Annotated in this window: 13 protein-coding genes; 7 read left to right on the forward strand and 6 right to left on the reverse strand. The window is 39.3% G+C overall.

Annotated features, from left to right (window positions below; genetic code table 11):
- The first annotated feature begins 88 nt into the window (after positions 1-88).
- The 5 genes from GOP56_RS09715 to GOP56_RS09735 all read left to right on the forward strand — a co-directional run bounded on the left by GOP56_RS09715 (position 89) and on the right by GOP56_RS09735 (position 6648).
- Positions 89-757: a YhcN/YlaJ family sporulation lipoprotein gene (locus tag GOP56_RS09715; protein ID WP_003336647.1), complete on the forward strand. Its 669-nt coding sequence runs from the start codon at positions 89-91 to the stop codon at positions 755-757.
- Between the two features lie 203 nt (positions 758-960).
- Positions 961-2004: an aldo/keto reductase gene (locus GOP56_RS09720; RefSeq protein WP_064018232.1), complete on the forward strand. Its 1044-nt coding sequence runs from the start codon at positions 961-963 to the stop codon at positions 2002-2004.
- 168 nt (positions 2005-2172) lie between these two features.
- Entirely contained in the window at positions 2173-3597 is a 1425-nt protein-coding gene (locus GOP56_RS09725; protein ID WP_163245454.1) for an IS1182 family transposase, read from the forward strand.
- A gap of 270 nt (positions 3598-3867) precedes the next feature.
- On the forward strand, positions 3868-5124 hold the full coding sequence (locus GOP56_RS09730) for a tetratricopeptide repeat protein (protein ID WP_003342579.1): 1257 nt from the start codon (positions 3868-3870) through the stop codon (positions 5122-5124).
- 255 nt (positions 5125-5379) lie between these two features.
- Positions 5380-6648 (forward strand): helix-turn-helix domain-containing protein, encoded by a 1269-nt coding sequence (locus GOP56_RS09735; RefSeq protein WP_003336644.1) that lies wholly within the window; start codon positions 5380-5382, stop codon positions 6646-6648.
- Between the two features lie 203 nt (positions 6649-6851).
- Here the strand turns inward: GOP56_RS09735 and GOP56_RS09740 are convergent, their stop codons facing one another.
- Complete coding sequence (locus GOP56_RS09740; RefSeq protein ID WP_003336643.1) at positions 6852-7316, reverse strand: pyridoxamine 5'-phosphate oxidase family protein; 465 nt, start codon at positions 7314-7316, stop codon at positions 6852-6854.
- A gap of 118 nt (positions 7317-7434) precedes the next feature.
- Here GOP56_RS09740 and GOP56_RS09745 point away from each other — a divergent pair, with 118 nt between their 5' ends.
- Positions 7435-7773, forward strand: a complete 339-nt coding sequence (locus GOP56_RS09745; RefSeq protein ID WP_022584272.1) for a DUF5665 domain-containing protein — start codon at positions 7435-7437, stop codon at positions 7771-7773.
- 69 nt (positions 7774-7842) lie between these two features.
- On the opposite strand, the gene GOP56_RS09750 is transcribed toward GOP56_RS09745, so the two are convergent.
- Positions 7843-9303 carry a hypothetical protein gene (locus GOP56_RS09750; protein WP_163245455.1) on the reverse strand — a complete coding sequence of 487 codons (1461 nt, stop codon included), beginning with the start codon at positions 9301-9303 and terminating at the stop codon, positions 7843-7845.
- 130 nt (positions 9304-9433) lie between these two features.
- On the opposite strand from GOP56_RS09750, the gene GOP56_RS23360 reads away from it, so the two are divergent.
- The gene (locus GOP56_RS23360; protein WP_003336640.1) at positions 9434-9607 is read left to right on the forward strand and encodes a hypothetical protein; all 174 of its coding nucleotides are present in this window, start codon (positions 9434-9436) and stop codon (positions 9605-9607) included.
- A gap of 130 nt (positions 9608-9737) precedes the next feature.
- Here GOP56_RS23360 and GOP56_RS09755 read toward each other — a convergent pair whose 3' ends face one another.
- The 4 genes from GOP56_RS09755 to typA all read right to left on the reverse strand — a co-directional run bounded on the left by GOP56_RS09755 (position 9738) and on the right by typA (position 13179).
- Positions 9738-10010: a hypothetical protein gene (locus GOP56_RS09755; RefSeq protein WP_121472647.1), complete on the reverse strand. Its 273-nt coding sequence runs from the start codon at positions 10008-10010 to the stop codon at positions 9738-9740.
- The gene (locus tag GOP56_RS09760) at positions 10007-10345 is read right to left on the reverse strand and encodes a YlaH-like family protein (RefSeq protein ID WP_003336638.1); all 339 of its coding nucleotides are present in this window, start codon (positions 10343-10345) and stop codon (positions 10007-10009) included. The genes GOP56_RS09755 and GOP56_RS09760 overlap by 4 nt, the downstream gene beginning before the upstream one ends.
- 21 nt (positions 10346-10366) lie before the next feature.
- Entirely contained in the window at positions 10367-11197 is an 831-nt protein-coding gene (locus tag GOP56_RS09765) for a deoxyribonuclease IV (RefSeq protein ID WP_163245456.1), read from the reverse strand.
- Positions 11198-11352: 155 nt separating this feature from the next.
- On the reverse strand, positions 11353-13179 hold the full coding sequence (typA, locus tag GOP56_RS09770; RefSeq protein ID WP_003345512.1) for a translational GTPase TypA: 1827 nt from the start codon (positions 13177-13179) through the stop codon (positions 11353-11355).
- Positions 13180-13235 lie beyond the last annotated feature (56 nt).

Below are 13235 nucleotides of genomic sequence, written 5' to 3' on the forward strand. Positions count from 1 at the left end.
TGTCCGTTCGTATAAAAAGCAATAGGGAGCAAACACTAGTGGCATACCTACTCGAAAGTAAGTTCCCGTGGAAAGGATTGGACAAAACATGAGACGACTTATCTATACCCTAGCTTGTTGCTTAGTACTTACAGCTTGCCAAACCCATAATCAAAAACCGCAGACACAAGGAGCAGGAACCCCTAAAGGCGTTCAAAATGCAGCAGGTTCCCAGCAAGGCAGTCATCCAGCTAAACCAAAAACACAGCGGGTAGAACAAACACAGCCTACCCCTCACTATGATCAATCTCCGCAAGCTACAGCCGATCGCTTGGTTAAACTGGCAAACAGAGTAAAAAACGTTAAAAATTCTACAGCCGTTGTATTAGGCAAATATGCTATTGTAGCTATCGATGTAGACGAAAAGCTAGATCGGCCCGAAGTAGGGGTTATTAAATATTCTGTAGCCGAGGCCCTCAAGGAAGATCCGCAGGGTGCTACTGCCTTAGTAACTGCTGATGCGGATTTGCGTCAACGGTTAGTAGAAGTACAAGCTGATATGAAGAGTGGCCGACCTGTAGCAGGCATTCTGGAAGAAATGGCAGATATCACGGGACGTATTATTCCTCAATTCCCAAGTAATGTTAAAAGGAAGAAAGAGCCATATCAAAATGGACAACAGCCAGGTACCAGATCACTGAAGCCCGGAGCTAATAATATGAAGCGACCTGGAAAAGAAACTAAGCAAAAGCCAGGCCAGCCCTATATGAATCAATAAAGCATACCCTACAACCTATCCCTGCCCTAGAACACTGGCTTTGGATAGGTTGTTTTGTTGCTTCCTGCTTTTTGTCAGATTGACAGTACTTGACACCATTCAGTCACATGTAAGTATATAAGAACTTTCAAAGCGTAAAACAATCATGGTAAGATAAGGCATAGTTGATTATTATTCTTATTATTAAGAAGGAGAGATTATCTATGAAATACAGAACTCTTCCCGGCACAGATCTTTCTGTCTCTGAAGTAGGTTTCGGCGTATGGTCTGTAGCAACTAAATGGTGGGGCGTTTCTGATGTAGAAATGGGAAAACGCTTGCTTCGCTCTTCTTATGATGAATATGGGGTAACTTTTTTTGATACAGGCGACGTATATGGAAATGGTTTAGGAGAAACCATCCTAAAAGATGCACTTGGTGATATTCGCGACAAGGTTGTCATTGCTACGAAATTTGGCTATGACATTTATAATATTCCTGGTGAACGAAAAGGGCATTCTGAATTGCCGCAAAACTGGTCTAAAGAAAATATTCGCTATGCTTGTGAGCAAAGCTTAAAACGACTAGGTACTGATTATATCGACTTCTATCAACTACACAATCCACGTATGGAATCCGTACTAAGTGACGAGATTCATGAAACATTGGAGCGTTTGAAAGAAGAAGGAAAAATCCGCCATTACGGAGCAGCAATGGGCCCTGATATCGGCTGGGAGGATGAATCCATCGCTGCCTTGAAGCGTCCAGGCTATGCTGCCATTCAAATTATCAACAACATTGTAGAGCAAGACCCTGCACGCAATCTATTCCCAATTGCTGAACAAGAAAAGCGTGCGCTGATCGTTCGCGTACCTCACGCTTCCGGTTTATTGGATGGTAGCTATGACCCTGATAAACACTTTGATAAGAGCGATCATCGTAGTCATCGCCCTACAGCTTGGATGCAAGCTGGTGTTGAGGTTGTACAGGAAATGAAACAAAAAGGCCTATTTGATGGCAAAGATAGAACCATTGGGCAATTAGCAATCCAGTTCTCTTTATTTAGACCAAGTGTAGTAAGCGTTCTTCCTAACATTACTAGCGATGCAACGTTGAAAGAATTTGCACTAGCTTCTGAAGTAGCGCCACTTACAAAAGAACAATTTGAAATGATTGATGCACTCTGGGTAAATGGGTACAACGAACGTCTGAAACAGCATATGTCTAATACTCAAACGAAACCAACACCTATTTTGCATGAAGCATAATTGGCTCCTTGGGTAATTGACTTGAAAACCGTATGCTTTACACAGACTGAAAAAAAGTTCCTCACTAGTAGTGAGGAACTTTCAGCGTGTAGACAAAATACCGAAAGGTATGGAGGTCTGCACGCTTTTTTGTTGAATGTATGAATATAGCAGAAAGGAGTGAGTTACTTGTTAAAAAGACAAGATGCAGAAGGCCGTTACCAACTGTCCTTTGTTTCGTTAGATGAACTTGTCCCTTCTGATCATTTAGTTCGTAAAATTGAGAAAGCAATTGATTTTACTTTTATATATGATCTTGTAAAAGACAAATATTCGGAAGATAATGGGAGACCAAGTATCGACCCTGTTGTGCTAATAAAGATCGTATTTATTCAATATTTATTTGGTATAAAATCTATGCGTCAGACAATTAAAGAACTGGAAACGAATGTAGCTTATCGGTGGTTTATCGGTTATGACTTCACTCAACCAGTACCTCATTTCTCTACCTTCGGTAAAAATTATGCTCGCCGTTTTCAAGATACAGATCTCTTTGAAACCATTTTTGCACATATTCTTGGAGAAGCTCTTAAGCATCGATTTGTTAATTCTTCTGTTATGTTTATTGATTCTACTCACGTAAAGGCTAATGCGAATAAGAAGAAATACAGAAAGACCATAGTTGAACAAGAACCTAAAAAATATCTATCTTATTTAGAAGAAGAATTAAATCAGGATAGGATCGATCACGGAAAGAAACCCTTGCCAAAAAAGTCTGAGTCTATACAAAAGGAAGTGAAGTTGAGCACTACTGATCCTGATAGTGGTTGGTTTATTAAGGATGAAAAAGAAAGATTATTTGCATACTCCTTCCATGCCGCAAGCGATAAGAACGGATTTATATTGAGTGCAAAAGTAACAGCTGCTAACGTTCACGACAGTCAAATGTTTCAGGATGTATTAAATCAAGCTATTCATCAAGTAGGAAAACCCTATGCAGTAGCAGTAGATGCAGGCTATAAAACCCCTTATATTGCTAAAACCCTCATTACTTCTGGTATACGTCCTGCAATGCCATATACACGACCACGTACAAAGGAGGGATTCTTTAAGAAATACGAATATGCTTATGATGAATATTATGATTGCTATGTTTGCCCTGCAAATGAAGTATTGTCTTATGAGACAACAACCCGTGAGGGGTATCGAATATACAGATCGAATCCATCAATTTGCAAAGATTGTGCCTTTCGGAACCAATGTACAAATAGCAAGGATACAGTGAAAAAAATCAGTCGTCATATATGGGCAGAATATATAGAAGAAGCTGATCATCTTAGACATACACTCAAAAATAAGGAAATCTATTCAAAAAGAAAAGAAACGATTGAGCGAGTATTTGCAGATTTGAAGGAAAAGCATGGCTTGAGATGGACCACTTTACGAGGGATTAAAAAAGTGACCATGCAGGTGATGCTTGTTTTTGCTTCTATGAATTTAAAAAAGCTCGCTACGTGGCTTTGGAATCCTGAAAAGGAGAAGCGTAAGCTTCTTCAACTACTAACCTTTTACCAGCAAAAAATAAAACAAACTCCCCTTATAGCAGTAGCTTAAGAAGAGTTTGTCCACAGCCTGAAAGTTCCTCACTAGTAGTGAGGAACTTTTTATTAGATCGAGAGGATCAATAAAATGGCGGTAAAATTAACAATAAAAAATAAGCAATTAGCCCCAAGCGTCGGATCCGAGCTTCTTCATAAAAATGCACCCCCATTGACCTTTTGCAATTTTGCTTACAAATATATCTTATAATAGTAAGAAAAATATGTCAATTTAGTAATTTCTATGTATAATAAAAAATAAAAACGGGAAAAGGTGGATATATTTGTGACACATGTTGGTAAGCGTTTACGTTACTTCCGTAAAAACCTACGTATGACTCAAGAAGAATTGTCTGTTGGTATTTGCAACCGTAGTTATGTTAGTCAAATCGAAAAGGGAAATGTTATACCATCACCTGAAATTCTTGATCAATTGGCTAAGCGTTTACAAACCGATTTAAAAGAACTGTGGACTGAATCGGAATCGCCTATTGGATTTTCTGAGGTAGAAATTCAAAATGCATTGCGGCATGTTGTGAACCGCTTAGAAGCAAATGATATTGAGATTTCGCGCAAGTGGATCTTTAAATTAAAAGGTCAGCAGCTACGAACGGAGGATCAATGCATATATTTATGGGCCAAAGCAGAATTAGCCTTACATGATCAGCGGTTTGAGGAAGTAGAGGAGCTATTGCTCGAAAGCATCTCTCTTGCTCGCGACGTAGATGATCCTGTTTCCTTAGTGCGTAGTCTTCAATCCCTAGGAGATTACTATGGAATGACTCGTCAGGCGAAAAAAGCGATACCATTCTTAAGCGAAGCATTACAATTGGTGAATCGTTTTGAGATTGGTGGTTTATTACGCATTTCCCTTCTATATACGTCTGCTAAAATGCATGGAAGTTTAGAAGAGTACTATTCAGCCATCGAGCTACTAAACCAAGCAGTCCAATTGAATGATGCGTATGGAACCATGTACAAGAGTACCTCTATTTACATGGGCTTAGCTATTTGTCATCTGCATCTACACCAGCATGAGCAGGCTGAAAAATATAACCTTCTTGCCCTGGATGTACTAAAGCTCGTACCAGATGAAAAGTTAATTGCTAATACCTACAATAACTTAGGCATCTTGTATCGGGTAACGAAATGCTATGAAAAATCCGAAGAGTACTTGTTAAAAGCTATTGATATTTTACAAAAATTAGACCAAAAGCATTGGTTTAACAACGCTACAAACGAGCTAGCTCATCTTTATCGGGATATGGGTTACTACCAACGCGCAAAAGGGCTCTGTGAAAGCATCATTCACAATTGTAATAACTCACATTTATTAGCAGAGATCAACCTGAATTATGCTAATATTTTGACCGATTGTGAGCATTATGAGCAAGCACTCTATCATTTAGAACAAGCTATGCAATATTTTACGGCTGAACGATCTACTCAGTATGTGGTACGTTCCTATGAGGTGCTTCTTAGAATCAGTACGCATTCCCAACAACCCGAAAAAATTGCTCGTTTATCTTTGCTGCACAATTAAACGGATGAGCACTATAATGAATTTATTATATCAATATACTTTTAACAAACACGAAAAAGAGGCTTTATATCGCCTCTTTTTCGTGTTTGTTTATATTTGCTAATAAAAAAAGACTGCTTACTTAGACTAAAACTTTAATTTTGATACTGTCTTTTTCTTTCACAACCTAAATTTAATTGTTACATTTTGTATAATAAGTTGTATAATGATAATATTCACGAAACAATCAAAATTAATAACAAGGGTGTTTGCTATATGACGCAAGTAGGAAAAAGACTGCGCGAATTCCGCAAAAGGCTAAAGATGACACAAGGAGATTTGGCAGAAGGCATTTGTAATCGCAGCTATGTCAGTCAAATCGAAAAAGGTCAGGTTATTCCTTCGCCTGAAATTTTGGAACAATTGGCAAAACGACTACATACCGAAATTAAAGAACTATGGACTGAAACCGAAAACCCTTCTTTCACGCTTGTCGAAATTCAAAATTCCTTACGCCACATTATTAATCGTATTGATGAACAGGAGTGGGAAATTGCCCGTAAGTGGTTGTTAAAGCTTCAAGGTGCTGTTATTCCACAATCTGAAGAGGGTGTGTATCTCTGGGCAAAAGGAAAGATAGCTGAAGTGGACGGTCGCTTGGAACAAGCAGAAGATCACTATAGCAATAGTATTGTTCTCACCCAAGACTCAGATAACCCTACTGTCCTGATTCGCGCTCTAGACTCCCTCGGTCACTTCTATTGTGAGCACGATCAACCGGAAAAAGCCGTTCATCTGTTGAACGAAGCACTTCAATTATTAAATCGATATGAAATTAGTGGCCTATTGCGTATTTCTGTTTTGTTGCATGTAGGAAGTATGCATAGTAAATTAGGTGAATTTTATTCAGCAATTGAGCACTTACAGCAAGCAAAGGAATTAAACAAAAATTATGGGATCTTATATAAGAGCGGCGATCTTTATTTATCGCTAGGAAATTGTTATCATCAAATTCAACAATATCAAGAAGCAGAATCCTTCTATAGACAAGCCCTATCTATTTTTGAAATCGCCAACAATCCGGTTCGTTTAGCGGAAGTACAATTGAACCTAGGGCTTATGTATAAAGAAACAATGGTGTACGATAAAGCAGAAACCTGTCTGAAACAAGCTCAGAAATTCTTATCGAATCAACTTGAAGACGAGCTTCTGAATTTTACACGTATCGCTCTAGCTGATGTATATCGTTTACAAAAATGTTTAGACGAAGCAAAAGCCCTTTGTCAATCCGTGATTTCTTCTGATAATGAAAAAATGCTGGCTGAAGCACAATTTATCTTAGCTGAAGTAATGTTGATGCAGGGAGAAGATGATGAAGCTCTCGTCCATCTAGAAAATGCAAGAGGTTATTTTACAATCAAGAATATGCAAGCGTTTTTAATTAAAACCTACCAATTATTGGGTCACATCCATTTAAAGAATCAGCGCTTTGAGCAAGCAGCTAAAATGTATGAGCGTTCTATTACTTTTACAGCAGAAGCTTAATGTTTCCTGATTTCTGCGTATGAAGTAATGGACAGAGGGATAACTATCCAGCTTATATGACTAGTTAGCCTTTTTTATTGCCTACGTGATATTTTTTATGTATATAAAACAAAAAGAAAGATGGGATAACCATCTTTCTTTTTTGTAAACAATTATTATTGTTTTTTTAAAAGCTTGCATGAGCCCGAATCTTTTCGCTTATGCTAAGTAATAGCTAATGTTCGAAGAGCTGTCATTACCTGTTGATCTAGCTTAGCCGCTGCATTTTGATCATAGGTCTTTTCATATTGTGGCTCTACACTGATACGAGAACCATAAAACATAATATCTCGTACGCTTTCAATTTTGACTTCTAGCATGCCTAATTTAAGCGGCACGCCTTCCATTTTGTCTGCTATAATCTTAGCGATTCCATTAATCGCATAAGTAGAACCACAGCCAATTAAATTAAGTACTACTTTTGGGTCCTGACTTACATTTGTAAGAATCCGAGAACGACTATCCAGAGCAATTCGAATCGTATGATTATCTAATGCCACTACCCAGGATATCGCACTTAAAACTGGGGCCTTTGTCTCGTAATCAATGCTTCCTACTGTTACATAACGTTCATGTTGTAGATATTCAAACAATTCTTCAGATAATGATTGTGCTACTGTTTCTGCCATATCATCATCCTCCTCTTTTCATTACATATTGTTTATTGTACATGGGCTTACGTGCTCTAGCAATGATGACATATTAAAAAGATACCATTCTTATCACAAACATAAGGAGGAGAGATTTATGAGCACCCCACCCGCTTCCCCCGATCGTCTCGTGCAAGAATTAGAAAAGGCAATAGAGGAATTGCAACAGGTTCGCCAATTGAATGTTACTCTGCACAAAATAGGTCTGTTTTTGGAAGAAATTCGATTGATTGATATCATTATTAATTATACGACCCCGCGACGTTTAATCTGGACGAATTTTGTCGCAGGCTTAGCTAGAGGATTAGGACTAACCATTGGTACGGCCATTGTTCTAGCGTTTTTAGGTTCTCTTTTATCAAAATTTTTGTCCATTCCTATTATTGGAGATTTCATAAGGGAAATTATTGCGTATGTACAATCTTATCGTCCATAAAGGTTTCAACTACGTCAAAAAGCCAGGACATAGCCGTGTCCTGACTTTTTCTATCCATTTTGCTCTACTTTATTTGTCTCGCCAATGACTTTCCCACTTTTCTTTCAAGCTCTTTCGTTTTTCCTGCTCCTTTTCTTTCTTTTTTTGTTCTTTCTCTTGCTTTTTTTGTTCTTTTTGCTGTTCTTTATCATATTGAGGGGTATCAGTTGACTTTACCTTCGCATAGTTTTTAACCTCTACGTCTTGCTCATACAACAAGTTATCCCCATGATAAAAAGCAACATGTACTGCTGTAATCTGATGATTAGAACCCTTGAACGGGAATTTTAACACATACTCATCACGATTCCCCTGTTCAATGATAGCTTCTATTTTTTGTTCATGCTTCTTGCCATCCGGGAAGGTTACTACTACTTTCATTGAATCTAAGGCCTGTTTCGGTAATTTCTCTAATTTTTCCCTTAGCTCATTCCATTTTCCCTTTAAACGAAGCATCTTATCTTTATTATCGAAAAAGGCATCCCCCTGCCATTGTTTAAACATATCCCAGACTCCATCTACACCCTTCCAGATATTTATGACCTGAATGGTTTGACGATCAATGAGCCTCCCCTTAGAAAAGACCTCCACACTAGCAGAAGATGGGATTGTATCACCTGTTACTGGCAATTGCCATGAGAAGGAACCTACATAGCTCCAGAATTGTTTGATCGGGATTTCTTTAGTTATTCCGTTATACGTAATTTTGACTTGATCAGCGGAGCTCTTTACTTTCCCTTGGAAGGAGATCTCGTTCTTTTGTGAATTATATTTTGCCAGAGAATAAATCAATGCATTTTCGGTACGTACAGGTGCTTCTTTAATTCGCAATTTAGTACTTTCTACTAATTTATTCTGCTGATAAGCCTGTAGTGTTAGCAATTCCCCTGCAGATGCTTGCGGCATGCTTACACGAAACGTCTGCTTTGAAGAGAATTGAAGCACTTCTACCTTATTTCCTTTTTCAGAAGTGATAACCACCCTTGTTATACCTGGTTCCACCTTGCCAGCGACTGTCGTTATACCGTTTGTTGTTTCTTCCGAGTAGGAATCAAACCCTTTCTCTAACGCCCGTACAGACAGATAAATATGGTCAAAATCTTCTTTGAAAATACTTTGCCACTCATCTCCATACTCTTCAATAACATCCTTGAGCTTTTTCTCAAAGTTCATATTTGGGTCTTTTACGACAACATATAGACGATCCTTATAATCTTGTAGGAGCATCTGCAAAAACAGCTTATTTTCCTTTTCTAGATTCTCTATGTTATATAAATAATTTTCCCTTACTTGGCCTGCTGGCGTCATATTTTTTGCATGGCTGGATAATAAAGGCGTCTCTTTATCTGTGGAAGCCGTTGTTTTTGTAGCTGAGGTAGCTGTGTTAGATAACTTCATTTCATTGTCAGCGTTAGCCATCATCGGAACGACAGCAAAAAGTACGCCAGCGGACACAACTCCTACCGATAAAGTCATTACTTTTTTATTCATGAAACCTGCCCCTTTGCAAATGATCTGTTCCCTAGACGGTTCTTGGTCAGGAAAGGTTGCGCAAAGTAAGCCAAAACTTACAGGAGTGGAGAATAATTAGTGTGTCATACTAAGCTCGGAGGTGATTTCGATGCCAAAGGGAATCGTCCCAATCCTGCTTGGTACAATTGTAACTGCTGCTGGACTTAGCTTCGTAAAAACAAAATATAACGATAATGGTTATACGAACCCTTATGCCTGGGGTGTAGCAGGTTTTGGACTAGCCCATATCGTATTAGGTACGATTAATGCATTACGCGATTGATTGTATTACTCAAGACGAGAAGCATTCAACAAACAAAAGCTCTGCCGCTGTTAAGCTGGCAGAGCTTTTAACCTTATTCCTTTACCATGATCGTTTTGCGTTTTAAAAGACTTGCAAGGAATGTCTTCCCTTAATCTGCATATGTAGGTTCATTCTCAATTGCAGTCAACAAAGCGTCTACAGCTTCACGATCAAAAGACATTTCATGCAGCTGGTTATCAATTGTATACGTCACAAGATATCTAGCTTCTTCCATTTGGACCTGAAGTTGATCTACCTTATGATCCTCACGCAAAATCTGCTGAAAAAAAGCCTCTGTATCGCTTGCAGAACGATCGTTATTTCGAAAATCCACGACGACTCGAATTTGCAGCCAGTTAAACAAAGCATCGGCTAGTCTCATGATTTCGCCTCTGTATCACGAGTACGCTTGGTACTCGTACGTAATTTGACAATGGTCAGAATAATAATAGCTACAAATAATCCACCACGCACCGGTAGTTGTGTATCTAGGATGGCAAAAATAACAGAACCGAGCAAGAGTAGGATAATCAATAGAGCCGTTTTTAGTATAGGCATGCGTATCCTTTCCGCAAACCCCAGATAATAAACAAGTAATAAATACACAAAAATGATCCAATAACGTTGTAAATCAGCCCACATAAAAAAATGATCATACCATGTTAATACCTCGGGATTTGCAGGGTCATAAATGGACGCTAGCTCTAATAACTCCATTCTCTACCTCTCCTTTTATTCTTATCCTTTTAGGTTACGAATGTAAACCATTTCCTCTGCGTATTCCTGTTCATCATCGACTGGTGTTTCAAGAACAACAGGCAAATGCTGCAATTTTTCAGAGCGCAAGAATTTTGCTAATGCATCGCTACCAATTTCACCTTTCCCAATCTTTTCGTGTCTGTCTTTTCGACTACCATAAGGAACTTTACTATCATTAAAATGGATGCAAACTAGATGATCCAAATACCCGGTCTGCTCCATGTCCTCCAATAATTTATCAAAGGATTCTTCATCCCATTGTCCTGCAGCAAAAGCATGACATGTATCAAAGCAATATCCAATTTTCTCTGGATATTTAGTTGCTTCGCGAATGGCAACTAATGCCCGAATGGTTAAACCAAGCTCGGTACCTTGTCCAGCCGTATTTTCCAGTAAAAGCTTCACGGGGCCATTGTATTGCTCAAGAATTAAATCAAGGGTTTCAACCATGCGCTTGGTACCGTATTCCTCGCCTTCTCCCACATGCTTACCGCAATGAACTACAGCGCCAACGGCACCATACACCTCGGCAATGTGCAAATCCTCAGCGATGGAGCGAATGGTTACTTCCTGTAAATCCTCTTTCGGTGTTGAGAGATTGGTAATATAAGGCGTATGGCACACCAGCGTAATGCCATGCTTGGTCATAATTTCTACGCCTTTGTTTGCATCTTTGTGGTCAATTTTTTTAGGTTTAAGTCCCCGTGGGTTCTTCGTGAACACCTGAAAGGATTCTGCTCCCAGATGAACGGCTTGCATAGCAGCCTTTTCTAATCCTTTTGCTACACTAATATGACATCCAATTTTCAATCTATTTCACCTCGTGGTTTTCTTGTCTATGAGCTTTATGTCTAACATGTCTACTGTAGCAATCTTTGCTTGCCTAGTCAAAAGAAAAGCCGCCTTGGAGTGCTTCCAAAACGGCTGATTTCCCTCATTTATTTGTACGCTAGCAAGACGAATTTTTAATCAAAGCGTCTTGTTTTGTTATAACGTTCACGATCTGACTTGTTCAAGTATTTTTTACGTAGTCGAACGGATTGAGGTGTTACTTCACACAGTTCGTCATCGTTTAAGTACTCAAGTGCTTCTTCCAACGATAAGATACGCGGAGTTTTCATTTTAACTGTTTCATCCTTGTTAGCAGAACGAACGTTGGTAGCGTGCTTTTCCTTGATGACATTAACAGTCAAGTCATTATCACGGCTATGTTCTCCAACAATCATACCCTCATATACATCAGTACCTGGGTGGATAAACATGACGCCACGATCTTCTACTGACATTAAGCCATATGTGCTTGCAGTACCAGTATCATTTGAAATCAATACACCTGCACGGCGGCCACCTACGATACCAGGTACAACCGGGCGATAGCTATCAAAGGAGTGATTCAGGATACCGTAACCACGTGTAATGGTCATGAACTCGGTACGATAACCGATCAATCCGCGAGAAGGAATTAGGAATTCCAAACGAACTTGTCCAAAACCATTGTTAATCATGTTCACCATTTCAGCTTTACGAGCTCCCAATGTTTCCATTACAGGACCCGTGTGCTCTTCTGGAACATCAATGATAAGGCGCTCAGTTGGTTCCATTTTCACACCATCAATTTCACGGATGATTACTTCTGGTTTGGAAACTCCTAGCTCGTAGCCTTCACGACGCATGTTTTCAACCAAGATAGACAAGTGCAACTCACCGCGTCCAGAAACAATGAATGCATCTGCTGAATCAGATTCTTCAACACGCAAGGATACATCTGTTTCAAGCTCAGCCATTAAGCGATCGCGTAGTTTACGAGAGGTAACGTGCTTTCCTTCTTTACCAGCAAATGGACTGTTGTTAACCAAGAAGGTCATTTGCAGTGTAGGCTCATCAATTTTCAATAATGGCAATGGATCTGGCTTATCAGCGTTGCAAACCGTTTCCCCTACGTTAATATCCTCTAAACCAGCAACAGCAATAATATCACCTGCACGAGCTGTTTTTTGTTCCACACGGTTCAGACCTTGGAAACCAAATAGCTTCTGTACACGCATTCTCTTAATGCTGCCGTCGCGTTTTACTACGGATACTTGGTCATTTAGATTGATAACGCCACGATAAACGCGACCAATACCAATACGACCTAGGAAATCGTTATAATCAAGCATCGTTACTTGGAATTGTAGCGGCTCCTCTTCATTTGCTTCAGGAGCTGGAATGCCTTCAATAATTGTATCAAATAATGGTTTTAAGTCTTCTGATAAGTTATCTGGCTCTTTACCAGCAATTCCTTTAATACCAGAAGCATATACGATTGGGAAGTCCAATTGCTCTTCTGTAGCATCTAGATCAATAAATAGATCATAGACTTCATTGATCACTTCTTGTGGACGAGCGTTATCACGGTCGATCTTGTTCACAACAACGATCGGCGTCACATTTGCTTCTAATGCTTTACGTAAAACGAAACGAGTTTGCGGCATGCAACCTTCAAAAGCATCAACAATCAACAAAACACCATCTACCATGCTCATGATACGCTCTACTTCTCCACCGAAATCGGCGTGTCCAGGCGTGTCCAGGATGTTAATGGTGTAATCCATATATTTTACAGATGTGGTTTTCGCTAGGATTGTAATTCCACGTTCACGTTCTAGATCGTTGGAATCCATCATACGTTCAGCCACATGTTGGTTGCTACGGAATGTACCGGACTGAATTAGAAGTTTGTCAACCAGTGTCGTTTTCCCGTGGTCAACGTGGGCAATAATTGCGATATTACGAATATCAAGGCGTTTCATAAGTTCCTCCTCGTGTTTGCATACACTCCATAATAACAGGTAATAGGCTTATTTTA

The sequence above is a fragment of the Brevibacillus sp. 7WMA2 genome (genome assembly GCF_010748895.1).
Lineage (GTDB): Bacteria > Bacillota > Bacilli > Brevibacillales > Brevibacillaceae > Brevibacillus_B > Brevibacillus_B halotolerans.

Excerpts from the sequence above, each read along its gene's own strand:
- GOP56_RS09715 (WP_003336647.1), top strand. The coding sequence starts at position 89 with ATGAGACGACTTATCTATACCCTAGCTTGTTGCTTAGTACTTACAGCT.
- GOP56_RS09720 (WP_064018232.1), top strand. The coding sequence starts at position 961 with ATGAAATACAGAACTCTTCCCGGCACAGATCTTTCTGTCTCTGAAGTA.
- GOP56_RS09735 (WP_003336644.1), top strand. The coding sequence starts at position 5,380 with ATGACGCAAGTAGGAAAAAGACTGCGCGAATTCCGCAAAAGGCTAAAG.
- GOP56_RS09740 (WP_003336643.1), bottom strand. The coding sequence starts at position 7,316 with ATGGCAGAAACAGTAGCACAATCATTATCTGAAGAATTGTTTGAATAT.
- GOP56_RS09745 (WP_022584272.1), top strand. The coding sequence starts at position 7,435 with ATGAGCACCCCACCCGCTTCCCCCGATCGTCTCGTGCAAGAATTAGAA.
- GOP56_RS09750 (WP_163245455.1), bottom strand. The coding sequence starts at position 9,303 with ATGAATAAAAAAGTAATGACTTTATCGGTAGGAGTTGTGTCCGCTGGC.
- GOP56_RS23360 (WP_003336640.1), top strand. The coding sequence starts at position 9,434 with ATGCCAAAGGGAATCGTCCCAATCCTGCTTGGTACAATTGTAACTGCT.
- GOP56_RS09755 (WP_121472647.1), bottom strand. The coding sequence starts at position 10,010 with ATGAGACTAGCCGATGCTTTGTTTAACTGGCTGCAAATTCGAGTCGTC.
- GOP56_RS09760 (WP_003336638.1), bottom strand. The coding sequence starts at position 10,345 with ATGGAGTTATTAGAGCTAGCGTCCATTTATGACCCTGCAAATCCCGAG.
- typA (WP_003345512.1), bottom strand. The coding sequence starts at position 13,179 with ATGAAACGCCTTGATATTCGTAATATCGCAATTATTGCCCACGTTGAC.